Genomic DNA, 23,348 nt, shown 5'->3' with positions numbered 1-23,348 from the left:
GCTTCTCGCGCTATTTCTTCCCCGCCGCCTTTGCTGGAAGGTCTGCCAGCGTCTCAGACAGCCGATCGACGAAGATGTCCGCTTCTTCTTGCGAAAGAGACAGCGGCGGCCGGACCTTCAGAGTGTTTCCGTACGTTCCCGCAGCGCCGATCAAAACGCGACGCTCCTTGAGGCCATTGATGACCGCGGTAGCAAGCTCGGCGTTGGGATCATCCTTGCGGCCCGGCTGACTGAGTTCGATGCCGAGGAACAGTCCAGCACCGCGCACGTCCGCGATACGGTCGTCCTTCTCCGCTAGCGAACGCAACCGCTCCTTGATGTAGTTGCCCTGACGAAGAGCGTTCGCCTGCAGTCTTTCTTCTTCGATCACGTTCAGCACGGCCATGCCTGCGGCCGCAGCAACCGGATTGCCACCGAATGTACTGAAGTATCCAGTATCCGCGCAAAAGCGCTCAAGCAGAGCAGGGCGCGTCGCGAGGCCCGACATCGGAAACCCGTTCCCCATCGGTTTTCCCATCGTCACGATATCGGGGATGACGCCATGGCGCGCAAAGCCCCAGAAGGCTTCGCCCGTACGGGCAAATCCGGGTTGCACTTCGTCAGCGATGTAAATTCCGCCCGCCTTGCGAACGAGGTCTATGCCCTTGCGCAGAAATCCCGGCGGGTCCGCGTAAACGCCGTCGCTGGAGAAAATCGAGTCGCAGATAAACGCGGAAAGCGAATGTCCGCGCCGCTTGAGTTCGGCGATCGCGCGGTCGATCTCGGCAGCGAACGCGTCATCGATCGAAGCATGCTCACCCGCGCTGCTCGGCGCCGCAACAGTCACCACGTGATCGGGCAGCGAACCGCGCTTTAGAGCAGACGGCGAAATATCGGAAATGATCGACGTATTGCCATGATACGCATTCGCACTAACGATGATGCCCGTGCCGCCGCTCGTCGCAGCAGCGATACGGATCGCAAGATCATTCGCCTCGCTGCCGCTGCAGGAGAGAACGATGTTGGATAGCGGATCAGGCAGCGTCGCTTTCAGCGCATCGAGATACCGATCAACGACGGAGTTCAGATACCGCGAATTGATATTGAGCCGCGAGATCTGGATCGTTACCGCAGCGACGACTCGTGGGTGGCTGTGACCCACGGACAGAACGTTGTTGTAGAAATCGAGATAGCGCGTGCCGTCCGCCGCGGTCATCCAGGAGCCGCTTGCCGACACGACTTCGATAGGCTCGCGATAGAAAAGGACCGACGCTGCGCCCACATTGGCGATACGCTGTGCGAGAAGCGGGTTCGCATTCTTTCCCGCCTGTCCGGCATCGTAAGCGTTCATATCCAGAATTTGCCGCGCGGCGCGCGCATTACTTTTGGTCATGTCGGCTGGCCTTGTCCGGCGTGCTGTAAGAGGAAGGTCTGTGCAAGTTTCACGGTGCCGTCGGTGAACGCGCTACCAAGCGATTGTGCCGTCGGCGTTTCCGCATGGCTCGCAACCCATGCGGTCAAAAGCATGCGCCGCAGCATGATGAACATCGGGATCGCCGCGACGTCCTCGTCGGAGAGCGGCGCGATTTCCCGGTATCCCGCAACCCAGGCGTCTTGCAGCTTGGGAATGATGGGATCGTCTTCAAAGAAACTGATCGCAGACGCAAAATCGTAGACGAACCAACTGAAGCCGCAGTCGTCAAAATCGATGACTCCAAGCCGATCGCCGTCGACGAGAAGATTGGCAAGTCGAAGATCCGCATGGATCAGTCCGAAACGCTCCGGCCCTTCGCCATATTCGGCGAGCATTTTTTTGAGCACGGCGCTGGTCTGTTCGAGAATGGCTTTGCCGTCTGCCGTGAGACCGAGCGCATCACGCCAGTCGCCCCAGAGCGGCGCGTTTCCGAGCATGCTCTCGAAATTCCAGGTTGTACGACGGAAGTTTTCCGGGCGTTGCCATGCGCGTGCGTGCAGGTGCAGACGCGCGCTGATCTTTCCAAGCTCGTTGAACCCTTCGACAATCTTGTCGTCTTGAGCAGCAGGCTCGGCTCCGCTCATGAATTCGAACGCTACGACATGGCGAACATCGCCCGCGGCAACCATGCTGCCGATCGCAGTGGCGTCAGCGCGCGGCAAAGGCTTCGGCGTTACGACAACGTTCTCGCGGCGCAGGTCGTGAATCCAATCGAGTTCGCTCTCGATCTCGTCGATGTCGTGATAGCCGGGACGATGCACCCGGAGGATCGCTGGCTTGCCGGTCTGGGGATCGACCGCTTTGAAGGTGGCGTTCTCGGAAATGTTGAGGGTGGTTACGCTGCAGTGCGAAGACAGATCCCACTCGTGGATTATATTCGATAATCCTTGGCGCAACGCTTCAACAAATTCGTTCTCGTACATGCCTGCCATTTGTTCGTCCTGCCTATACGCTGTGCAGGAATAAAGAAAAATTCTGTGACCTGCAACATTTTGCTTGCGTTTCGCAACACATATCGTGGAACGTAGATCAACCGAATTCAATGCGGCCTTAGCTCGGCGTTGAATTGATGAGCGCTCGTTTTCGGCGCCGGATCGATATGGGAGGCTTCGATGGAACTGACACGTCGTCACTTCGCCAAAACAGCTGCCGGCGCAGCAGCGTTCGCTGCATTGGGAACGCACGCAAGACAGGCCTTCGCCGCGCGCGACAAGGAAATGAATATCCTGTGCTGGGAAGGCTACAACACGGACAACGTGCTTGGCCCTTTCCGTAAAGCCTTTCCCGGCGTAACGGCGCGCGCTGAAAGCGGCACGTCCGATCCCGATATGATCAACAAGCTTCGCGCTGGTGAGTTGAAGGTTTGGGATCTGATCAATGTCAATCAGCCATGGGCCCGTCAGCAGCTTTTTCCCGAGAAGCTGATCAAGCCGCTTTCGAAAGATCGCTTCCTTCCGTATTTCGCAACGATGTCACCGGAATTCTCGGCACCCTATCCGCTGGCATTTGCAGAAAGTGGCGAGCTTATTGGAATGCCGCAGCGCTATGGCCCATTCAGCTTCGTCGTAAATACCGATAAGATCAGCCGCAAAACTGCCGAGGATCAGGGTTGGTCGATCTTTCTCGATCCGGCAATGAAAGGCCGCTTCGGCGTTCTGACGTACGACAATTGGAACGTGATCCATCTCTGTTTGACGGCGGGAATTAACCCGTTCAAGGCCGTCGGTGCTGACGGCGTCACGAAGTTCACCGACACGACGAAAAAGGTTTTCGAAGGCGCGAAGATGCTGAGCGACGATCTCGTCGCGATGAACACCGCCCTTATCAACGGCGAGATCGACGCCTACTTCACAGGCGGAACATACACCGCAAGCCCGGCGCGCTTCGATGGCGCAACGAACATCCGCGCTATTACGCCGAACAGCGGCCCAGTCGATGGCAAGGGCGGAATCGTCTGGATCGAGCTGACCTCGGTCGTCAACAATCCGGACGTCAGTCCGCTGGCGGAAGAGTTCCTGCATTTTGTTCAGAAGCCGGAAATCGCGAAGGCCGTGAGCTTCGCGGAAGGCACGTACAATCCCGTTAGCCAGATGGGAAATCCGGATACGTTCAAAATGTGGAGCAATGTCGAGCTTGACGCGATCCAGTGGGATAGCTTGACGGAAGAACTCTCGCGCTCGGTCGATTTCTCGATCGTCCCCGATTACGAAGAGCTTCTCAAAATCTATACCGTGGCCAAGCGTCGATGAACGCAGAGCCGGCCCATCAGGTCCGCCATCCAAACACGGCGGACCTTTCTTTTCAGACCGACCCGTGCAGAACTGTAGCTATGTCCACTCAGCCAATCCTCCGCATCGTCGATCTGAAAAAGACATTCGATCAATTCACTGCCCTCGACTCCGTCAACCTGACGGTCGCGGACGGAGAGTTCCTGGCCATTGTAGGCCCGTCCGGCAGTGGCAAGACGACCCTCATCCGGCTGCTCGTCGGCATGGAAGAACAGACGAGCGGCGAAATCTGGCTTCGTGACCGGCGCATCGACGGCGTACCCGCAAACCAGCGGCCGACCTGCATGGTGTTCCAGTCGCTGGCTCTGTTTCCGCATCGCTCTGTCGGTCAGAATATCGAGTTTCCGTTGAAGATCCGAGGCGTCGATCCGGCCGTCCGTCGCGCACGCGCGCTGGAGCTGCTCGAACTCGTGCGCCTGCCAGCAAATTACTACGACAAGCGCATCCAGCAGTGCTCGGGCGGCGAACGTCAGCGCGTTGCGCTCGCTCGCGCGCTCGCATTCGATCCCGAGATTTTGTTTTTCGATGAGCCGTTGTCCGCGCTCGATTTCCGCTTGCGCAAAATGCTCGAAAAGGAACTGAAAGACCTTCACCGCCGCACCGGAAAGACCTTCATCTACATCACGCACAGCCTCGAAGAAGCGATGGTGATGTCGGATCGGATCGCCATCATGCGCTCCGGGCGCTTCGAGCAGTTCGGCCCCGCTGAAGAAATTTATTCGCGGCCAACAAGCGCCTTCGTCGCTGAATTCATGGGTGAGGTAAATCTCTTCCGGTCCATCGCCAACGGCAGCGCCGCGTCCTTCGAGCATGTGACGATCGATACGAGCTCTAACGCAGCTCAGAAAATTCCGCCGAACTTTAAAGGCCGTCTCATGGCGAGACCGGAAAGCATTCGCGTGCTCGGTCCGGCAGATCGCGCGGACGTAACCGCGACAGGCGAAATCGAAGCCGAATATCTTCTCGGCTCTCGCGTGCAATATCTTGTCCGGCTTGATGATGGCTACAAGCTGACCGTCGAACTCTCGCGCGAGAACCAGATCTCTTGGAAAGAGGGCGATCGGATGCGGTTCGGATTCGACCTCGATCGCGCGCATCTCATTCCGGAGGCGTGACGTGGAGCGGCTCAATCAGCGCTTGGGGTTATTGAGTGCGCTACCTGTCAGCCTGTTCCTGGCGCTCGGCTTCCTTGCGCCTCTGTTTGTCGTCGCCGCCTTCTCGGTGATGCCGCAAAAAGTCTTTTCTCTTGGAAACCTCCCCGATTTTTCGTCCTACGCGATCATGGTGCAGGAGGGATATTGGCAATCGCTGATTACCTCCCTCGCGATGGCGACGGCCGCAACGCTGATCCTGTTCGTCATCTGCTGGCCGCTGGCGTTCGCCATGGCGAAAGTCTTCGGACGCTTCACGCTGGTGCTTACCATCGGCGTTGTGATGACGCTGTTCGTGTCCGAAAACATCCGTCTGTTTGGCTGGGTTCTGACCTTGATGAAGGGCGGATTGATCGAAGGCTATTGGCGAAACTGGACCGGCGGGACGTTCGATGGTCTGCTCTATAATGTGCCGATCATCATTTTCGGTCTCGTCTATGTCTACTTACCGTTCATGCTGTTTCCGCTGGCGCAGGCGATCGCCATGGTGCCGGACGATGCGCGGCAAGCTGCATTCGATCTCGGCGCGAGCCGATGGCAGATTTTCCGCGAAATCGACTTACCGCTTTCCGCGCCCGGCATTGTCGTCGGCTGCCTCATCACATTCGTTCTGACGGCAGGCGCAATCGCTGAATCGAAACTTCTCGGCGGGCGCGCAGTCATCGTGATAGCCGACGAAATCGAGCGCGCCTTCACATATGGCCAGAACTGGCCGCTCGGATCGGCGTTGGCCGTAACGCTGATCGCCGTCGTCGGCGCATTGGCGATCTTCGGCGTCTCTCGCATCGACCTCGACGCGATCATGGGGAGGAAGCGCTGATGCAACCCTCCAAGACCGGGCGCATCGCTCTTTATATTTACGGCGCGCTGATCCTCGCGTTCCTCTATTTGCCGCTGGTCGCCATCGGCTTCGCATCGGTATCGCAAGCGCGCTATCTTTCGTTTCCGATCCGCCAGCACACGACGAACTGGTACGTGCAGGCGCTCCACAGCGGCACGGTTTCAGACCTGCTTTGGATTTCTCTGAAGATCGCGCTGATCGTCACCATCATCTCGATGGTTCTCGGCTTCTTCGGTGCGCTTGCCTTCGCGCGGTATCAATGGCGCTACCGCCGCCTCTACCAGAAGCTTATTTTGCTTCCGATTTTCTTTCCGCAATCCGTTCTCGGTCTCGCGCTGTTGATGTGGTTCAACGCCGTCGGCATCCTTCCGACTTGGCATACCGCGATCATTGCGCATCTCGTGTGGATCACGCCGATCGCAACGCTAATCGTCGCTATTCGCGCATATGGGTTCGATCCGGCGTTAGAGGAAGCTGCACGCGATATGGGCTGCTCTACGTGGCAAATTCTTCGCGAAGTCACGATTCCATTGCTGATGCCGGGCGTCATAACGGCCGGTCTTTTCGCGTTTCTTCTGAGCTGGGGAAATTTCCCGTTGTCGCTGTTCACCACCGGCGCCGACTCGACGCTTCCCGAATGGCTTTACGCAAAGATGGTGTCCGCCTATTCGCCGCTCGTGCCAACCGTCGGCATGCTGTCGGTCGCCGCTTCGATCATCATGGTCGCGATTGCATTCGCGATTCCCTATCTCCTAAATCGCTTCAAACCAAAAACACTGAACTGATAAGGGGACGAAACAATGCTGACCTCGATTGCAGGCCAGAGCGTCATCGTGACAGGTGGCTCCAAGGGTATCGGCAAGGGCATCGCGAAGGTGTTCGCGGCACAAGGCGCGAAGGTGCTGGTTGCGGCGCGCGGATTGGCTGACGCCGAAGCAACGGCCGAGCAAATCCGTAAATCCGGCGGCACAGCGGTGGCCCACGCGGCTGACGTTTCCGATTGGGAAAGCGTTCAGCGTCTCGTCGCCAAGACGATCGAAGTCTTCGGTCAGGTCAATATCCTCTGCTCGAACGCTGGAATTTTTCCGCAGAAGAAGATGGTCGAACTCAGTCCTGACGAGTGGGACCACGTCATGACGACCAACCTCAAAAGCACCTTCCTGTGCGTCAAGGCTTGCATTCCAGCCTTCGAGAAAGCGGGAAAGGGCCGCGTGGTCGTGACGTCATCGATCACCGGTCCAATCACCGGCTACCCGGGTTGGGCGCACTACGGTGCGTCGAAAGCAGGTCAGCTTGGTTTCCTGAGAACTGCTGCAATGGAACTCGCGCGCTACAACACGACGATCAACGCCGTCATGCCCGGCAACATCATCACCGAAGGCTTGCGGGATCTCGGGCAAGCCTATCTCGACGGCATGGCGGCCGCTATTCCGCTGAAGCGATTGGGCCGGGTGGAGGATATTGGCAACGCGGCGCTGTTCTTGGCGTCTGACGAAGCATCCTACATCACCGGCCAGACCATTGTTGTTGACGGCGGGCAGATCCTTCCGGAATCCGCTGAAGCGATCGACAGCATCTAGTCATTGAAACGTTGGACGCGGCGTGTGGAAAACGCATGCCGCGTGCCCGCGCTGCTGCCGCGCATGAAAATTGAGATGCACACCATGACCGCATATCGGGACGTCTACAATGCTTGGCTCGCGGACCCGGAAGGTTTCTGGGCCGAACAGGCGAAAAGCATCGATTGGTTCAAACAACCCGAGCGCACGTTCGACTCCACGATTGCTCCATACGGGCGCTGGTTCATCGGCGGCGAGACCAATACGGCCTACAATTGCCTCGACCGTCACGTGGGCGCTGGCCGTGGCGATCAACTCGCCATCATTTATGATAGCCCCGTCACCGGCACCCGCCGCACGTTGACCTACGCGCAACTCCTCGATGACGTCGAAGTCTTTGCCGCCGCGCTGGCCGGGCTTGGTATCACTAAAGGCGATCGCGTCCTGATCTACATGCCGATGGTGCCGGAAGTCGCGATCGCCATGCTCGCGGTTGCGCGATTGGGTGCAATCCACTCTGTTGTTTTCGGCGGGTTCGCCGCGAATGAAGTTGCCATCCGCTTGAACGAAGCAAAACCCAAAGTCGTGATCTCGGCATCTTGCGGAGTCGAGCCCAAGCACGTCGTGAAATACAAGCCATTGCTCGATGCGGCGATCGAACTGGCTGCACACAAACCGGAGTATTGCATCGTTCTTCAACGCGAGGTCGAGACGGCCACTTTGCACGAAGGCCGCGATCTCGATTGGGCAACGCTCGTCGACAAAACGCGCAAAGCAGGCGGCAAGGCCGCATGCGTTCCCGTTCAAGCAACGGACCCGCTCTATATCCTCTACACGTCCGGCAGCACCGGCCAGCCAAAGGGCGTGGTCCGAGATACCGGTGGCATGGTCGCGCTCGCGTGGTCCATGCGAAATGTTTACGGCGTGGAGCCCGGCGAAGTGTTCTGGTCCGCGTCCGATGTCGGATGGGTGGTTGGCCACTCCTACATCATTTATGGCCCTCTCCTGAACGGAAACACCACAATCATCTACGAGGGTAAGCCCGTCGGCACGCCCGACGCCGGTGCCTTCTGGCGCGTTATTTCCCAATACAAAGTCGCCGCGCTCTTCACAGCGCCGACCGCGATCCGCGCGATTAAAAAAGAAGATCCATACGGCGCGTTGATCGGCAAGTACGATATGTCCAGCCTGCGAACGCTTTTCCTTGCAGGCGAACGCGCCGATCCCGCGACGATCGCATGGGCGGAACATTATCTGGACGTCCCAGTCATCGACAACTGGTGGCAGACGGAAACGGGTTGGCCGATTGTTGCCAACCCTATCGGTCTCGGTGCGCTGCCGGTCAAACCCGGTTCGCCCACCGTTCCAATGCCCGGCTATGACGTTCGCATTCTGGACGATGCAGGAACTGAGGTCGAAGCAGGTCAGCTTGGAAATATCGTTATCAAGATGCCGCTGCCGCCGGGATGCTTTCCAACTCTGTGGGGCGCAGAAGATCGCTTCGGTAAAACGTATACGGATGATTTTCCGGGTCACTACAAAACGTCCGACGCGGGTTATCGCGATGAAGACGGATACATCTTCATCATGGGGCGAACGGACGACATCATCAACGTCGCGGGCCACCGTCTTTCCACCGGCGCAATGGAGGAAGTTCTGTCATCGCACCGCGATGTCGCCGAGTGCGCCGTCGTCGGAGCCGCCGATGCGCTGAAGGGAGAGCTTCCGGTCGGCTTTGTTGTGTTGAAGGCAGGCGTCAGCCGTGCTGCCAGTGAGATCGAAGACGAGGTCGTCGCGCTGGTGCGCGAGCGCATCGGCCCCGTCGCCGCGTTCAAATCGGTGCGCACGATCGCGCGATTGCCGAAAACCCGCTCCGGAAAAATCCTGCGCGGGACGATCCGAAAGATCGTCGAAGGCGCGGACTACAAGATGCCGCCAACCATCGACGATCCGGCAATCCTCAGCGAGATCGAAGCGGTCCTCGTCGAACGACCTCTAGCGGGGTGACGGCACGGTTCGGACGTAAGTCAGACTTTCTTTGAGATTGCGCTAGTCTACTCAAGACATAAGCACCGCATTGGTGGGGCGCGCGTGTGTCTCCATCCATTTCAAGACTGTGCTTCAAAGCTGCCTGCGATAGCATCAGAAGTCATCAGCGCCGCCACGACGGCTGGGTGGCGCAGTATTTCTGCGGATGCTTCATAAACGCCGACTTGCGTAGATGGGGGGCTATTCGAAAGATCAGCGACGACCTTGGTTGGCGTTGGTGCCATCACGATGATGCGGTCGGCAAGGCGAACGGCTTCGGTCACGTCGTGGGTAACAAATAAAACGGCGATGGCGCTTTCTCGTACTGCGACGCGAACCATGTCCTGCATCTCGCGCCGGAGACCGGAATCGAGCGCGCCAAATGGCTCATCCATCAAAATAAGCTGCGGATCGATCGCCAGCGCACGCGCTGTAGCGACACGCTGAGCCATGCCCCCGGACAATTCTCCAGATCGTTTATTGAGATCGGAATTTTTCAACCCGAAGCGACGCAAAAGCGCTTTTGCGCGCGCAAGCCTTTCGCCGCGCTCCATGCCGAGAGCTTTCATTGCGAAGGATGCGTTTTCAAGCGCGCTTGCCCAGGGCAATAGTCGCGGCTCCTGAAAGACGCAGGCGGTTCGTGTAAATGTATTCAGAACGCGCCCGCGCCTCGGTTGCAAAAGTCCGGCTGCGATCCGTAACGCGGACGTCTTGCCACAACCAGACTGGCCGAGCATGACCACAAGCTCGCCAGCGTTGACCGTAAGGTCGAGGCCATCAATGACCGGCGTTGTGCCGAAGTCCAGGCTCACATCATCGAAGCGCAGCATGATCAGCCGCCTCGCGTCTGGCCAAAACGCGCATTGATGCGGCGGCGTAGAGGAAGAAGCAAAAGCCCGTCGGAGATAAGAACCAGAACCAGGATGACAGTGATCCAAGCCATCGTCTCGGGCAAATCGAGGTTGGCGCGAGCGGTCTCCAGGCGTCCGCCGATCCCCGTCCCGCCGCCCAGCACTTCAGCCATGATTGCTACTTTCCACGAGTAGGTGAGGGCTGTTGTCAAAGCTGGCAGTGCGTATCCCCAGAGTTGCGGTAGTAAAACGTCGGTCGTGTGCAGTGTTCGGGACACAGAGAAAACGCGAGCCATCTCATCCAGATTCGTATCGCGGCTTCTCACGCCTTGTTGGCTGGCGGCAAAGACGATCGGAAATGTCGACATGACGGCTGCAAACGCCGGCTCAATACTGCCTGGGCCATACCAGAGCAGCGCCAACACCACCCAAACGATTGGCGGCGTACCAAGGATCATCGTCGCCAAGGGCGAGAGAGCGTCGCCGACCGGCTTGATGAATCCGGAAAGCAGCCCAAGACCAAACCCGATGGCGCCAGCGATGATCCATCCCGCCAGCGCCTGCTTGGCGGTTGAAATAACAGCCGGTGCCACGTCTCCGGTAAGCGTAATCCGAATGAACGCAGACAACGTCTCGTAGAGCGATGGGAGAACAAATGGGCCAGAGACGAGGTGAACGATCTGCCAAGTCGCTAGGAACAGCGAAATACCGACAGACGCCCAAAGCAACTTTGATAAATCGCTGTGCATCATAACGAGGCGTAGAAGTCGTCGCCGGGAAGTTTGCCGCCGATCGCGCGCGCATCGAGATCGATGAGGGTCTGATAGAATGCTGCCAGATCAGCTTTCATGCTCTCGGCCGAAGCGATCTCAATGCGCGAATGGTCTAGCGCTCCGATAAAGGGTTCCGGACGCATTCCGAGCCGACGCTCAGCAAGCGCACCGGCCTCGGCTCGGTTATTGAATGCCCACGCTTTCTCGCGCGGAAGGCCCTCCCGCAATGCTGCGATAAGGTCCGGGTGCTCTTCGCGTAGGCTGGCATCGACAGCTAACCCGATCATCGGCACGCGCTGCTTTCGATGAGCGAACCATATCTCCTGCAAATCGATCGCGCGGCGAAGTTTGCGGCCCTTACTCGCGGCCATAAGAATGGAACCCGTGGCGGGAGGTTCGGCAAGAACTGCGGTTTCCGCCTTGCCAGCCGCGAGCATATGCGCCGCTTCCATCGGCGATTGCACATAGCTCAACTTCATATCTCGATCGGGATCGATGCCCTCCATCTTGGAGACGGCTCGAAACACCAAGTCTGGCATATCGTTCTTGAAGAACATGAGGACCGGCTTGCCCTTCAGATCCTCAAGTTTCTTGATCGACTCATCGCTGGTCACGACTGAAAGATGACCCATGCCAAGCACAGCGACGAGGCGCATCGGAAGCCCGCGGTTGAACAGCGTCGCGGGCAGGTGTGTCGGCGTTGCGAAAACTCGGGATCGACCGGAAACGACGGCTGCCCGCAACTCGTCCGGCGAGCGCCAAGTTCTAAAGGTGATTCCCGGCGCAACCTTCGCAAGGTCGCCATTCTCGACAAGGTAAGCCAGGAGAATGCTAGCCGCATTATGCGGTGCTAGAATTTCGAGACCACCGCCTTCGGCAGCGCATGCAGGAAAATTGACGGAGACTCCGGCGACCGCCGCACCTGCACCGCCGCCGATCAGCATTGTACGTCGTGACAGCATCTCTAACCTCCCTGCAGCCCCGATAGGATGGTTGCAAGGAAGGGCAGCTTACAACGCGATATATCGTCTCCGATATATCGATATGATCAAAAAAAGACCAGACCGTCCGCTGAAATTTACGTCTAAGCTGTGCCGGGCTCCTCATTCACATATCTGCGACGCAAACGCGGACGATTTGGTGGTGTGAGAAGTTACGACCGCATGAACTCGCGATCGACGTGATGCGCTTAATCGGCGGCCCGAAGAACTTGTCAATGTCACACGCAGTGAGGATCCATCGCAGTGTCGTTCCAGGAATGGGTACCGTCGTCGCTTCGATCTTCGAGCTCGATTCTAACATTTGCGCCTGGTGGCGTCGTGTTTTCGCAGGGCGGTCAATCTGTGGGGTTCTACGAAGTTCTACGCGGGCGGGTACGCATGGAGCGCCCGACGATCACGGGAAAGCTCGTCTCATTATATGTGGCGCGACCGGGCGATTTTCTTGCGGAAGCATCGCTGTTCGCTGACGCTTATCATTGCGAAGCCACGGCTTTGGTTCAATCGACCGTGCGGCTCTATCCGAAAAAGGAGGTCCTCGCCGAGTTTGAGCGCAGGGGAGATTTTGCCAAAGCCTACACGATGATGGTCTCTCGTAGTTTGATAGCTGTGCGAGAGCGTAACGAGCGGCTCATGCTGCATTCCGCAAGAGATCGCATTCGGCATTTTCTCGCCCTCAATGCCGCGGATGACGACAGAACGGTCGTCATCAATGGGCCGTTGAAGGATCTGGCAGCAGAATTAGGTCTGACGCACGAAGTTCTCTACAGGTCGCTCGCTCGGATGACCGATGATGGAGAGATCGAGCGCGACGATAATGCAATTCGGCTTATCGATCTCAAGTAACGAAATGCCGCGCGCGGATGAGATTTTCTGCGGTCGGCACATCCATCTGTTGCGATTTTGCATATGAGAAGCTGAATTCTCCCACCTCGTATGATCGAGATCATCACCCCCTCCTTTGACCCCATGCTACGGGACCCATTCTATATCCTGTTGGCTATATCGATCGGCAGCAACTAAGCTGATCGTCGTTATGTTTGGGGGACTAATGCGTTCGTCCTGTCGCGCGGAAGCGCTGATCATGCGCGCTGAAGCAGATGAGCCGGCCAGAGAGAAAGTGGGAGCAAGCCTCTGGCGTCCCAAAGATTTCTCAGCCGGAATACTTCATCGGCTTGTGGCTTGCACGGCGATCGCAAGCCTGGTGACGCCCCATTTGGCGTTCGCTGAACCGGCCGGCGGCAATGTTGTTTCCGGCGCCGCGAGCATCTCGCAGACTGGTCCGGTCACGAACATCAACCAGACGACGGGCAAAGCGATTATCAACTGGCAGGGATTCTCGGTCGCACCGCATGAGACCGTCAACTTCCACCAGCCCGATGCTTCATCGGTGACGCTCAATCGTGTGATTGGAAACGAAAGTTCGATCATTCAGGGCGCGCTTAACGCGAACGGTCAGATCTTCCTCGTCAACTCAAACGGCATTCTGTTTTCTGATGCTGCCAAGGTGAGCGTAGGCGGCATTGTCGCCTCCACACTCGACATTTCGAACGACGACTTCCTGGCTGGAAACTACACATTCGCAGGTTCATCTGCCGCGTCCGTGGTCAATAAGGGCACCATTAGCGCCACCCAAGGCGGATACGTCTCGCTGCTTGGAAAGACCGTTTCAAACCAAGGCGCCATCACGGCGACGCTTGGCACCGTGGCCTTGTCTGCGGGCAGTAAGACGACGTTGAATTTCGGCGGCAACTCGCTTGTCGATGTGACGATCGATAAGGGGGTGTTCAACGCGCTGGTCGAGAATAAGCAGATCATCAAGGCAGACGGCGGCCAGGTCATCATGACCGCGCGCGCTGCTGACGCTGTGCTTTCCGCGCAAGTTAATAACACGGGGATCAGCGTGCAATTGAATGGCCAAGGTTTCATCACCGGCAACGGTGTCGGAACTTATGACATGTCGCTTGCTGCACTGACCGCGAGCGGGAATTCCAACTACACGATGAATGGTGCGACCGGACTTGCCATCATTTATCAGGCGGCATTGCCTGTAGGGCCGAAGGTTATCTCGGGAGATAACGTGACGGTCGCGACCAACGGCAAGGTGATGACCGTTGGCCAGAGTTCGCAAAAAGCGATCATCAACTGGGACAGCTTCAATATCGGCACCGGCTATACGGTCGCATTCAATCAGCCGAGTTCGAAGGCCGTAACGCTGAATCGGGTTATCGGTAACGAAGAGAGCGTCATCTCTGGCGCCATGACGGCACCGGGGCACGTCTACCTCGTGAATTCGGCAGGCGTGCTGTTCACAGGCTCTTCTCGAGTAAACGTCGGATCGCTGATCGCATCCACCCAGGATATGACGAATACGAGCTTCCTCAGCGGCAGCTACGTCTTCGGCGCGAACGCGGCTTCGGGATGGGTTGAGGCCCATGGCGACATTACCGTCAGCGACGGCGGCTACGTCGGCTTGATCGGAAATGGTGTCGCAAACCACGGTGCCATCAAGGCCGCCGGAGGTAAGGTCCTTCTGGCTGGCGGATCCGGGATCGGACTTACGGTCGACGCTGATGGCCACCTGACTGATTTTTCGATCGCGACAGCCAATCAGTGGGTGAACATTGGCGGCACGATCGACGTCTCATCAAACGTCGGCAATGGCGGCGTCATCGAAACCGCTGGCTACGTTACGCTCGCTCCGCATCTCTCCCTCTCCGCGTCCGGAGCACCGGGCTTCGCCAATGGCTATTGGCAAATGAAAGCGCCCGGCGATTTCAACATCGCTGCTGGAGCAAACATCCGCGGGGCCGATCTGACGAGACTGCTCGGTAGCCTCGACGTCAACGTCCGATCCAATACGGGCAACGTGAACGTTAAAGACGCCGTCTCCTGGTCGAAAAATACCCTGAGCCTCGTCTCGCCTAGCGACATCAATGTCAGCAACGTCATGACGGTGACTGACAGCGCAAGCCTCTTTGCGTCCTACGGCATCACGACCTTCGTTAGGCATCTGTCGGGCAATCTGCTCGGTGTTACGCAACCCGTCAGAGATTATACACTGCACGGCATTAACATGGCTTATGCGACTGATGCCGCCGGCAAGCCTACGAACGCTTTCAAAGGCAAGATCGACTTTCAGAGTTCCGGTAGCCTCGTGATGGGCAGCACCGGAAACGAGACGGCTTACACGGTCATCAATTCGGTCAACCATCTCCAGGCCATCAACGACAGCGCCGACAACTTCGCGAGCGGCAAGCGCTATGCGTTGGGCAAGGATCTGGACTTGGGAGAAATCGATAACTGGACGCCGCTCGGCGTGACCGGTGGCGGCACAGTTTCCTTCGACGGCGTGTTCAACGGAATGGGACACACAGTGTCGAACCTCACCTCGTCGAGAAATGGCCTGTTTGAACATGTCGGACGCGCACAATTCGATGAAGGCGCGCCGTCGGTGTCGGATCCGACGGTTGCCTTTGGCGTCGTTCCAGAATTCGCAGGCGTGAGCAATGTTGGCGTTGTCAACGTCAACGTGGATTGCACGGCAGATTGCGTCGCGAACGGCAGCTATTCCATCGGCGGTCTTGCGGGATACGCAGAAGGTCAAATGACGAATGTATTCTCGACCGGAAAGATCAACGCGCGCTACACGGCGTCCAACTCCGCGCAGAGCAGCGCTGGCGGGCTTTACGGTTTGTTCTCGGGGTACGCCAAAAACAACTATTCTACCGTAGATCTGACGACGGCGGGCTTTGCTTACGTCGGTGGTCTCACCGGTGAGAGTGGCTCAGGATACATCGGGAACAGCCACGCGTTCGGCAGTATTGCGTTCGATAGTCTTGGACGAACCAAAGCCCATGTCGGCGGCTTCGTCGGCTATTCGCATGGCACGACGATCATTGCATCGTCTGCAAGCGGCAATGTCACAGCGAAGGGCGGATATGTAGGCGGCTTTGCTGGTTACGTTGAAATGGGCACGCTCATTTCAAACTCCAAAGCAAGCGGCGACGTTTATCTCGACGATTCCGTATACGCTCGCGATGACGCGGCCGGTGGCTTCGTTGGTATGATCTATGACGGCAGCGTGGCTTTCTCATCTTCGTCCGGTCGCGTACGATCCGCGCTCGGAGATCACACCTATGTCGGCGGCTTTTCCGGAATGGTCGTTAGCGGACTGCACGGCATGGCAGTCGGCAACTTCTGGAACGTCGAAACGAGTGGAATTTCGACGAACGGCGGCGGCAACTACGAGCCCAACCACGGACCTGGAGAAGGCACACCTATCGTCGATGCTTACAACGCTCAGTATGGCACCAATCTTACGCCCGCTCAGTTCCACGGCGGTGCGGTCGGTGTGAACTCGGGCGATGCTGCGACGTTGCAGCAGCAGTCCGGCGATCCGGCAGCGCTGGCGAAGAGCACAGAAAGCATCATGAACGGTGGCTCGCCGATTCCGACGGGCGGTGGAACTGGCACCGGAAACGGCGGTGGTGGCTTAACGCCGGTCTCACCGACGCGTCCGACACGCACGCCAGCAACTGGTGTGACGCCTCAACAGTACGTCTCGTCAATTGGTGCAGCTGCCGTCTCGGCAACTGTCGGAATTGAGAAGGCGCGTGAGGACCAGGTTACGCCTTCCGATGCCAAGGCTGGTGTCGCGCAGACGACAGCAAAATCCGCTCCGAAACTCGACGAGATAATCGATCTTTCAAAGGCGCCTTCGGCGACGACGAAGGTTTCGGACGATGATCAGCGACGCCGCAAAAAGGCAAAGCGCGCAGCAGCGCCTGCTGCTGATGCCGACTATGGCGCACAGATCAAATCGATCGACGTCGATGGACAGCGGTTCGATCTCGAAAAGAAGGACGAGAGTCCTGACGGTGGCGAAACTGCGGCGCCGCCCTCCGGCGCGCCATGAGACGCACGGCCGACAAACACATCAGCATATTGGTTGAGAGTAGGGGACGATGAAAGCGCGTTTGAATATCCGTAGCAGCCACCCGCCAAGGAGGCTGCGCCGCAAAGTTCTGAATATTCTGGCAGGCGGTATCACGTTCGTGGTCGCGCCGCTGACAGCTCTGGCGCAGACAACTGCACCGCCGTCCGGAGGACAGCAAGCCGCCCCGTCCGCCGCACCGTCAGTGCTTCCCGGTGGCGCGCAGGCGATCAACGAAGCTTTTCAGGATTGGATGGTGCAGTGCGTTTCGTCTGATGGTGGTAAGCGCTGCTCGATCAGCCAACAGCAAGCCGATGCCAACACTCGGCAACGGCTCCTTGCGATCGAACTACAGCCCAAGGGCGAGAAAGCAGATGGCGTGTTGGTATTGCCCTTCGGGATTTTGATCGACAAGGGCGTGACGTTCAAAGTCGGAGATACGTCTCTCGGCTCCCTGCGCTTCAAGACGTGTCTACCGCAAGGCTGCCTCGTACCATTCAGCTTTGATGCGAAATCATTGGCCTTGTTGCGAGCTGAAAATGCGCCGCTCTCGATTGGTGCCCAGAATGACGCGAAACAGCCGTTGGCGTTCAGCGTTTCGGTAAAAGGCTTCGGGCAGGCGCTCGATCGAGCAACGTCGCTCGGGAAATAGCTCACCTCTCGGTCAATTATCACGAAGGACATGCCCTTCGTGCCCGTCTGGATGAGGCGTGTGGTGCGCAGTTGGGGAAATAAATCGATGTCACGGATCATGTCGCGCTCTGCATATTCGTATCGCGCTCGTCAGGTCGCTACGGCGTTCTTTGCAAGTGCGGCGCTCGTTCCTCAAGTCGCAGCACAGAACTACGACGCCGGAACCGCAGCGCGCGAGGGCGAGCAAGCGCAGAAGTATGCGCCGCAACCGCAACGGGGGGGCGTGCTGGACCTGCCACAGCTAGTCGAGCCACAACTGAATATGCCCCAGGGAGAGAAGCTGCATATCCGAACTATCGCCGTTAGTGGCGGAGATGACCTCGTGCCATCGCAGAGTGTTCGTGCGCTATTGAAGCCGTACGAAGGCCGCAGGTTGTCGCTCGCGCAAATCTATGAGGTCGCCGACAAGATCACAGCGCTCTATCGCGAAGCCGGTTATCTGGTGGCCAAGGTTTATGTTCCCGAGCAAGACGCGCGCGGCGGCACGCTCAATTTGAAACTCGTGCCGGGGCGTTATGGTCGAGTCACCGTCAATAACGCCTCGCTTATCCGCGACCATGTCATCGACGGCATTCTCGTTCAGCAGGGCGTGACGGAAGGCCCGTTGATTGAAAAGAACGGGCTTGAGCGCGCCATGTTGCTCATCTCTGACCTATCCGGTGCGGGCATGCCGCGCTCAGTGATGGGCGCAGGTCGGGCGCAGGGTACGTCCGACTTTCAGTTCGAAGTTCCGGAGGGCCGCCGCTTCGATGGCTTTGTGCTCGAGGACAACTTTGGCACGCCATACACAGGACGCTGGCGCACTATGGCCGGTATCAACGCCAATTCGCTGCTCGGCCTCGGAGATCGATTGTCGGTGTTCGGAATGATCTCCGAAAACACTGACCTTATGAATGGGCGCGTCGCCTATTCCGTGCCCATTGGCTATGATGGATTAAGAGCAGAAGCCGCGGTCTATCGCACCGACTATGCGCTCGGCGACCAGTTCGCAAGTCTTGACGCGGCCGGCACCGTCGACGGCATTTCTGGTGCCCTGTTCTATCCGCTGTTGCGCTCTCGCGAAGACACGATCGTCGTGTCGGCGGTTTATAACTACAAGCGCCTCAACGATCTCGTTCTCGATATGTCTACGAACTATCGGAAGATCAACGAAGGCACGGTTTCGATCAACCGAGAGCGTGTCGGTGAACTGTTCGGGCTTCCTCTTGTCACCAGCTCCAATCTCGGTCTGACGATCGGCAATGTCGAATATCCCGATGCGGCCCAGCTCGCCTTCAATAAGGCTGGCGCCGACACTGCTGGTGATTTCCAGAAGATTTCCGGCGGCATCACGTTGACGTTGGCACTTGCGCAGAAGCTTTCGCTTGTTGTCGATGCTCGCGGGCAGAAATCATTGTCGGGCAATCTCGACTCGAGCGAACAGTTCGGTCTCAGCGGCATCTACGGCATACGTTCATTGAATGAGGGACTCTCTGGCGACTCGGGATGGGTGATTACGCCAGAGTTGAAATATGCCTTGCCTGATATCTACGCATGGCACCACGCCGCAAGCGTGTTCATCGATGTCGGAGGTGTTGCGCTGGAAAATGGCGACTACACGACAACGCAGCCTGACTATCTCTCTACTGCCGACATCGGCATCGGGTACTACGGAACCTACGAACACAGCCCCGGTCGCGCGCTGATGCTGAAAGCCTATCTCGCGCACACCATCCACGAGTCAAGCGATACGCAATCATATAGCCGCGGATCGACCGTTGGCCTCCTACAGGCTGGCATTACGTTCTGAAGGGACGCATTCGCGTGACAATGGATCTGGAAGGCCTGAGTGGCCTCGTCGACTACGGCGTCATTGGATTGCTCGCAATCTCAAGCGTGCTCGTCGTCGCCATTATACTTGAGAGGCTGGCATTCTATGCGCGGTTAAAACTCGCCACCTACACGAGCGCGGAAGCTCTCGAACTCGATCTCACCAAGCGTCTCGTGATTGTCGCATCAGTCGCTTCGAATGCGCCTTACATTGGTCTGCTCGGCACAGTGCTCGGCATCATGCTGACATTCTACAGTATGGATTTTGCAGAGGGCGCCGATCCTGGAAAAATCATGGTCGGCCTGGCGCTCGCTCTTAAAGCAACAGCGATGGGTCTCGTTGTCGCCCTGGTCGCAGTCGTCGCCTACAACGGACTGTTGCGGCGGGCGAAGGTTCTCATGCTGCGCTGGAAAATTGCGCAGGTCGCCAGCGTTGAACCCGTTGCGCAGAGATAACGAGAGCGGCCATGGATGACAAACCATTCGAAAGTCTGAACGTCATTCCGTTCGTCGATATTATGCTGGTGCTCCTGACTATGGTGCTGACGACGGCGACGTTTGTCGCAGTTGGCCGCATTCCTATAGCGCTGCCGCAAGCTTCCCCAACGCAAGTTGAGAAGCAAAAGGAAACGACGATCGAGATCGCGCCCGGCGGAATCGTCCACTACGACGGCAGCCCTGTTGGCCTCAAGGAGCTAGAGCAGCGCCTTGGGGATCTTCCCAAGGACACCAGTTTTATTATCCGGGCCGACAAGAGCATTCCGTTCCAGGCATTCATCGATGTCGCTGACGCGTTGAAGCGTGGTGGTTTCACCAAAGTCGGCGTCCAGACACAAAGCGTCGGCAGTGCAGGGAAGCCGTCCGTTCAAGAGCTTTCCGACGATAGAAGTAAGCCTGCGAGTTCGGAGCCGTGAACCTCACATTCTGGCATGCGATGATCGTCTCGATTGCGCTGCACAGTGCGCTTGTGCTGCCATTCATGCTGCCTCAACCCGAGCCTCCGGAAGAACCACCCATTCTCGTCGTCGAGCTGATGGGCATCGAAGCTCCAACCCAGAGCGAAGAAAAAATCCAACAGCAGACCAAGGGCGAAGACGCGCCGCAACAGCCACAAGCTGCGGCGCCCGAGACGCCGCCAACGCCTCAAGTACAGCAGCCGACACCAACACCAGAGGAGCCGCAAGAGGTGACCTCCGAGGATGGAATTCGGCAGCAGGCTGAGCAGAAACAGCAAGAATCCCCGCCGCAGCAGCAACCTTCGCCTCCAGCACCGGCAAGCACGGGCAATACCGGCAGCGCGAACGTCGAAGGAGAAGCCGAACAGAAAAAAGCGCAGACGCTCGCCGCCGAACAAGCGGAAGAGACAGAACGCCTACGCATCTATCTTCGAAGGCTCACAAAAAAAGTGCAGGAAAATTTGCTTTATCCCGATGCAGGTCGGAAAGGCGGATTGAAAGGCACCGCAAGTGTCGCCTTTACCCTCCAGGCCGACGGCGCGATCGCTCCGGGCACGCTGCGCATCGAGACAGGATCCGGCCAGCCCGAACTCGATGTAGCCGCCATGAAGACGGTTGAGGCCAGCGCTCCATTCGAAGCTCCGCCACGCGTCATTTCAATTGCCATCTCCGTTGTCTACGGCAAGGTCGCAAGCGGCGCGAAGAAGAAATAGCCGCCGTTGGCAGGCGACGCGGATATGACAATTCCTCACGCAGGTCGAATATCGACTTTGACATCGCACGGCCGTCCGAAATAGGGAGCGGATGTGACAAGCATATCGACGCCTGTCTTAGCGTAAGCTCCGGCGTTGCCGACGTTAATGCCTCCAGTCGCACTAATCATCGGGCGCGGTGTTCCAGCACCGATGGCAGACACAATCTGGGCGACTGCTTCAGGCTTCAGTTTATCGATTTGAATGACATCAAACCCGGCCTCGCGTGCTGCACGCGCTTCGTCGAGCGACGTCACTTCGATGATGAGTTTCTGTTCGGGCGCCGCTCGCCGCAGACGTTCTACGAGCGCAGACAATGGTTCATCGTGCAAAAAGGCGCGATGCTGCGCAAATACCAGGACGGTTTCAGAAAGTCCGAGCCGATGCATCGTGGCACCGCCTGCGCGGACCGCGCGTACAGCAAATGATTTGGTTCCGGGAACGTGTTTACGCGTGCAACCAACGATGATGCGGGGAGACGCTTCCTGGGCCGCATCGACGATGGCGCGGGCTGCGGTCGCAACGCCGCTCCAGGTTTCGATGAGCGTTTGGGCCACTTTACTCGCCGCGAAAAGGCTGCCGCCCTTGCCTTGCGCGGTCAGGATCGTCTGCCCTGCGGCGATACGATTGCCGGATTGGACGTCGAGTGAGACGTGGCAGCCGGCCATTTCGAGCAGCGCCGCGGCACTCTCGACTTCAGCAAGCACCATTTCATCGCGAGCCGTAAATGTCATTTTGCCGGCGATGCGCGCTAGGCCGAGGCCTTCAGTCGTCAGATCGCCATTCGGAACGTCGTCGTAAAGGAGGCTTTCAAGTTCTGCGCGCGATGTACCGGACAACAAGTTCGTACTCCGTAAATCTAAGAATTTCTGCTCGTTCAACGAGTTCTGTAATTGCCTCATGTAAAGCAGGATGTCGAACAACATCGACTTCAAGACAACATTCGATCCCACTTCAACATCATCCAACGCTAACGTTCGCTCCGCGAAATTTCCGAAGGACTCATGCGCGCTTCGACGGAGCGGAAAACCTGTCCTCGTCTGCCACGCGATACGTCAGGATTTGGAAGGTGGCGACGCATGCAGGGTCGAGGATGATCGGCTTCGTCACAGAGCATCGTGCAAATCCCCTCCTGACACATCGTGGCGATCGCGAACGTGTTGTCGTCGCTCGGGTTACGACCGATCTCGGTCTCGACGCTCCGGCCCCTCTTCGACCAGTCGGAAGGTTCGGAGGATGCTAACCCTTGCGACGGAGCGGCGCTCGCCAACGGCTGGAAGGTAGCTTATCGAATGCTGGCGTGAGACTATTGCGGGTAGGTTCCGGCGCGCACAACGTGCGCACGCAAGATGCGATCAGATTGTGCACGGTCTCGTTCGAGAACACTAAAGAATAGGAAAGCCTTGCAGTTTCAGTCACATAGATTCTCCGTCGCGCCGATGATGGATGGCTGCGACTGATCAATCAGATCAAAAGGTTAGAGGCTGCCGTGCACGAAACGTGCACACACGTACTGCGAATATTTGCGTAAAGACGAGTAGGTTTTAAGGCAAACTGGCGGGGCGCCGCTAGAAGGCATTCAAGCAAGTTTTGAATCGTCCATCGCAGCATTCTCTGCGCGCCGACGAGAGCGCCACAACGTCGAACGGTGAACGCCAAGTTCAGCTGCTGCCTTTGCCAGAGAGAACTCTTTGTCTCGGGCAATCGCCGCCTGATCTGCTTTAGCCATGACGCCCGCGAGAGCATAGGGCGCGATCTTGGGTTTGGCACCGCCGCGACGGCCGCGTGCACGAGCCGAGTTAAGCCCGGCCTTCGTGCGTTCTGAAATCAAGTCTCGTTCAAACTCGGCAAGCGCAGCGAAGATGCCGAATGTCAGCTTGCCGTTTGGTGTCGTTGTGTCGATGTTGGCGCCTTGTCCAGTGAGGACAATGAAAGCGACGCCTCGGTCTTGCAGCCCTCGAACGGTGTTGATCAGGTGGCGAAAGTTCCGGCCGAGCCGGTCGAGCTTCCAGACGAGCAGGGTATCTCCCTCACGGAGTGCCTTGAGGCACGCATCAAGGCCGGGCCGGTTGTCGTTTCTGCCGGAAGACTTGTCTTCATAGATGTTCTCGCGGCTAACGCCGGCATCGACCAGAGCATCAAATTGAAGGTCGAGGTTCTGGTCAGTCGTCGAGACGCGGGCGTATCCGATTTTCACTCTTCACACTTTCATCGTGCGAAGAGGATGCCATGACGATGCCCTCAGGGCGATGAATACAAT

20 protein-coding genes are annotated in these 23,348 nt (G+C 57.8%); 13 read left to right on the top strand and 7 right to left on the bottom strand.

The features are described from left to right. Positions 1–10 precede the first annotated feature (10 nt). Both DLM45_RS01795 and DLM45_RS01790 read right to left on the bottom strand, forming a co-directional pair. Positions 11–1,372: an aspartate aminotransferase family protein gene (locus DLM45_RS01795; protein WP_181335290.1), complete on the bottom strand. Its 1,362-nt coding sequence runs from the start codon at positions 1,370–1,372 to the stop codon at positions 11–13. Next, complete coding sequence (locus DLM45_RS01790; protein WP_181335289.1) at positions 1,369–2,385, bottom strand: phosphotransferase enzyme family protein; 1,017 nt, start codon at positions 2,383–2,385, stop codon at positions 1,369–1,371. Before DLM45_RS01790 ends, DLM45_RS01795 begins: the two co-directional genes overlap by 4 nt. A 180-nt stretch (positions 2,386–2,565) precedes the next feature. On the opposite strand from DLM45_RS01790, the gene DLM45_RS01785 reads away from it, so the two are divergent. The 6 genes from DLM45_RS01785 to DLM45_RS01760 all read left to right on the top strand — a co-directional run bounded on the left by DLM45_RS01785 (position 2,566) and on the right by DLM45_RS01760 (position 9,299). Beyond that, complete coding sequence (locus DLM45_RS01785) at positions 2,566–3,702, top strand: ABC transporter substrate-binding protein (RefSeq protein WP_181335288.1); 1,137 nt, start codon at positions 2,566–2,568, stop codon at positions 3,700–3,702. A gap of 80 nt (positions 3,703–3,782) precedes the next feature. Continuing rightward, a complete protein-coding gene (locus tag DLM45_RS01780; RefSeq protein WP_181335287.1) occupies positions 3,783–4,856 on the top strand; it encodes an ABC transporter ATP-binding protein in 1,074 nt (357 codons plus the stop codon). A 1-nt stretch (position 4,857) separates the two neighbouring features. Further along, a complete protein-coding gene (locus tag DLM45_RS01775) occupies positions 4,858–5,712 on the top strand; it encodes an ABC transporter permease subunit (protein WP_181335286.1) in 855 nt (284 codons plus the stop codon). Then, a complete protein-coding gene (locus DLM45_RS01770; RefSeq protein WP_181335285.1) occupies positions 5,712–6,518 on the top strand; it encodes an ABC transporter permease in 807 nt (268 codons plus the stop codon). Before DLM45_RS01775 ends, DLM45_RS01770 begins: the two co-directional genes overlap by 1 nt. A 15-nt stretch (positions 6,519–6,533) precedes the next feature. Next, positions 6,534–7,313, top strand: coding sequence for a 3-oxoacyl-ACP reductase FabG (gene fabG, locus DLM45_RS01765; protein WP_181335284.1), 780 nt, complete (start codon positions 6,534–6,536; stop codon positions 7,311–7,313). A gap of 84 nt (positions 7,314–7,397) precedes the next feature. After that, entirely contained in the window at positions 7,398–9,299 is a 1,902-nt protein-coding gene (locus DLM45_RS01760; protein WP_181335283.1) for a propionyl-CoA synthetase, read from the top strand. 101 nt (positions 9,300–9,400) lie between these two features. Here DLM45_RS01760 and DLM45_RS01755 read toward each other — a convergent pair whose 3' ends face one another. The 3 genes from DLM45_RS01755 to DLM45_RS01745 are packed head-to-tail and all read right to left on the bottom strand — an operon-like array spanning position 9,401 to position 11,906. Beyond that, positions 9,401–10,150 carry an ABC transporter ATP-binding protein gene (locus tag DLM45_RS01755; protein WP_181335282.1) on the bottom strand — a complete coding sequence of 250 codons (750 nt, stop codon included), beginning with the start codon at positions 10,148–10,150 and terminating at the stop codon, positions 9,401–9,403. Positions 10,151–10,152: 2 nt separating this feature from the next. Further along, positions 10,153–10,899, bottom strand: coding sequence for an ABC transporter permease (locus tag DLM45_RS01750; protein ID WP_181335281.1), 747 nt, complete (start codon positions 10,897–10,899; stop codon positions 10,153–10,155). 20 nt (positions 10,900–10,919) lie between these two features. After that, positions 10,920–11,906: an ABC transporter substrate-binding protein gene (locus DLM45_RS01745; protein WP_181335280.1), complete on the bottom strand. Its 987-nt coding sequence runs from the start codon at positions 11,904–11,906 to the stop codon at positions 10,920–10,922. Between the two features lie 282 nt (positions 11,907–12,188). Here DLM45_RS01745 and DLM45_RS01740 point away from each other — a divergent pair, with 282 nt between their 5' ends. The 7 genes from DLM45_RS01740 (at position 12,189) to DLM45_RS01710 (ending at position 21,049) form a co-directional block, all read left to right on the top strand. Next, on the top strand, positions 12,189–12,788 hold the full coding sequence (locus DLM45_RS01740) for a cyclic nucleotide-binding domain-containing protein (protein ID WP_181335279.1): 600 nt from the start codon (positions 12,189–12,191) through the stop codon (positions 12,786–12,788). A gap of 238 nt (positions 12,789–13,026) precedes the next feature. Beyond that, positions 13,027–16,860, top strand: a complete 3,834-nt coding sequence (locus DLM45_RS01735; protein WP_181335278.1) for a two-partner secretion domain-containing protein — start codon at positions 13,027–13,029, stop codon at positions 16,858–16,860. 49 nt (positions 16,861–16,909) lie between these two features. Further along, positions 16,910–17,530, top strand: a complete 621-nt coding sequence (locus DLM45_RS01730; protein ID WP_181335277.1) for an invasion associated locus B family protein — start codon at positions 16,910–16,912, stop codon at positions 17,528–17,530. Between the two features lie 99 nt (positions 17,531–17,629). Next, positions 17,630–19,360 (top strand): ShlB/FhaC/HecB family hemolysin secretion/activation protein, encoded by a 1,731-nt coding sequence (locus tag DLM45_RS01725; protein WP_246317113.1) that lies wholly within the window; start codon positions 17,630–17,632, stop codon positions 19,358–19,360. Between the two features lie 20 nt (positions 19,361–19,380). Beyond that, entirely contained in the window at positions 19,381–19,836 is a 456-nt protein-coding gene (exbB, locus tag DLM45_RS01720; protein ID WP_181338147.1) for a TonB-system energizer ExbB, read from the top strand. An 11-nt stretch (positions 19,837–19,847) separates the two neighbouring features. After that, complete coding sequence (locus DLM45_RS01715; protein ID WP_181335275.1) at positions 19,848–20,294, top strand: ExbD/TolR family protein; 447 nt, start codon at positions 19,848–19,850, stop codon at positions 20,292–20,294. Beyond that, positions 20,291–21,049, top strand: coding sequence for a TonB family protein (locus DLM45_RS01710; RefSeq protein WP_181335274.1), 759 nt, complete (start codon positions 20,291–20,293; stop codon positions 21,047–21,049). Before DLM45_RS01715 ends, DLM45_RS01710 begins: the two co-directional genes overlap by 4 nt. 35 nt (positions 21,050–21,084) lie before the next feature. Here the strand turns inward: DLM45_RS01710 and modD are convergent, their stop codons facing one another. Continuing rightward, on the bottom strand, positions 21,085–21,927 hold the full coding sequence (gene modD / locus DLM45_RS01705) for a ModD protein (RefSeq protein WP_246317112.1): 843 nt from the start codon (positions 21,925–21,927) through the stop codon (positions 21,085–21,087). Between the two features lie 740 nt (positions 21,928–22,667). Continuing rightward, positions 22,668–23,285: a recombinase family protein gene (locus DLM45_RS01700; protein ID WP_181335273.1), complete on the bottom strand. Its 618-nt coding sequence runs from the start codon at positions 23,283–23,285 to the stop codon at positions 22,668–22,670. Positions 23,286–23,348: the final 63 nt, after the last annotated feature.

Source organism: Hyphomicrobium methylovorum, assembly GCF_013626205.1.
Taxonomy (GTDB): domain Bacteria; phylum Pseudomonadota; class Alphaproteobacteria; order Rhizobiales; family Hyphomicrobiaceae; genus Hyphomicrobium_B; species Hyphomicrobium_B methylovorum.
This window is presented reverse-complemented; position numbering and strand designations above follow the sequence as displayed.

Coding starts and splice junctions, on each gene's coding strand:
- DLM45_RS01795 (WP_181335290.1), bottom strand. CDS start 1,372: ATGACCAAAAGTAATGCGCGCGCCGCGCGGCAAATTCTGGATATGAAC.
- DLM45_RS01790 (WP_181335289.1), bottom strand. CDS start 2,385: ATGGCAGGCATGTACGAGAACGAATTTGTTGAAGCGTTGCGCCAAGGA.
- DLM45_RS01785 (WP_181335288.1), top strand. CDS start 2,566: ATGGAACTGACACGTCGTCACTTCGCCAAAACAGCTGCCGGCGCAGCA.
- DLM45_RS01780 (WP_181335287.1), top strand. CDS start 3,783: ATGTCCACTCAGCCAATCCTCCGCATCGTCGATCTGAAAAAGACATTC.
- DLM45_RS01770 (WP_181335285.1), top strand. CDS start 5,712: ATGCAACCCTCCAAGACCGGGCGCATCGCTCTTTATATTTACGGCGCG.
- fabG (WP_181335284.1), top strand. CDS start 6,534: ATGCTGACCTCGATTGCAGGCCAGAGCGTCATCGTGACAGGTGGCTCC.
- DLM45_RS01760 (WP_181335283.1), top strand. CDS start 7,398: ATGACCGCATATCGGGACGTCTACAATGCTTGGCTCGCGGACCCGGAA.
- DLM45_RS01755 (WP_181335282.1), bottom strand. CDS start 10,150: ATGCTGCGCTTCGATGATGTGAGCCTGGACTTCGGCACAACGCCGGTC.
- DLM45_RS01745 (WP_181335280.1), bottom strand. CDS start 11,906: ATGCTGTCACGACGTACAATGCTGATCGGCGGCGGTGCAGGTGCGGCG.
- DLM45_RS01735 (WP_181335278.1), top strand. CDS start 13,027: ATGCGCGCTGAAGCAGATGAGCCGGCCAGAGAGAAAGTGGGAGCAAGC.
- DLM45_RS01730 (WP_181335277.1), top strand. CDS start 16,910: ATGAAAGCGCGTTTGAATATCCGTAGCAGCCACCCGCCAAGGAGGCTG.
- DLM45_RS01725 (WP_246317113.1), top strand. CDS start 17,630: ATGTCGCGCTCTGCATATTCGTATCGCGCTCGTCAGGTCGCTACGGCG.
- exbB (WP_181338147.1), top strand. CDS start 19,381: ATGGATCTGGAAGGCCTGAGTGGCCTCGTCGACTACGGCGTCATTGGA.
- DLM45_RS01715 (WP_181335275.1), top strand. CDS start 19,848: ATGGATGACAAACCATTCGAAAGTCTGAACGTCATTCCGTTCGTCGAT.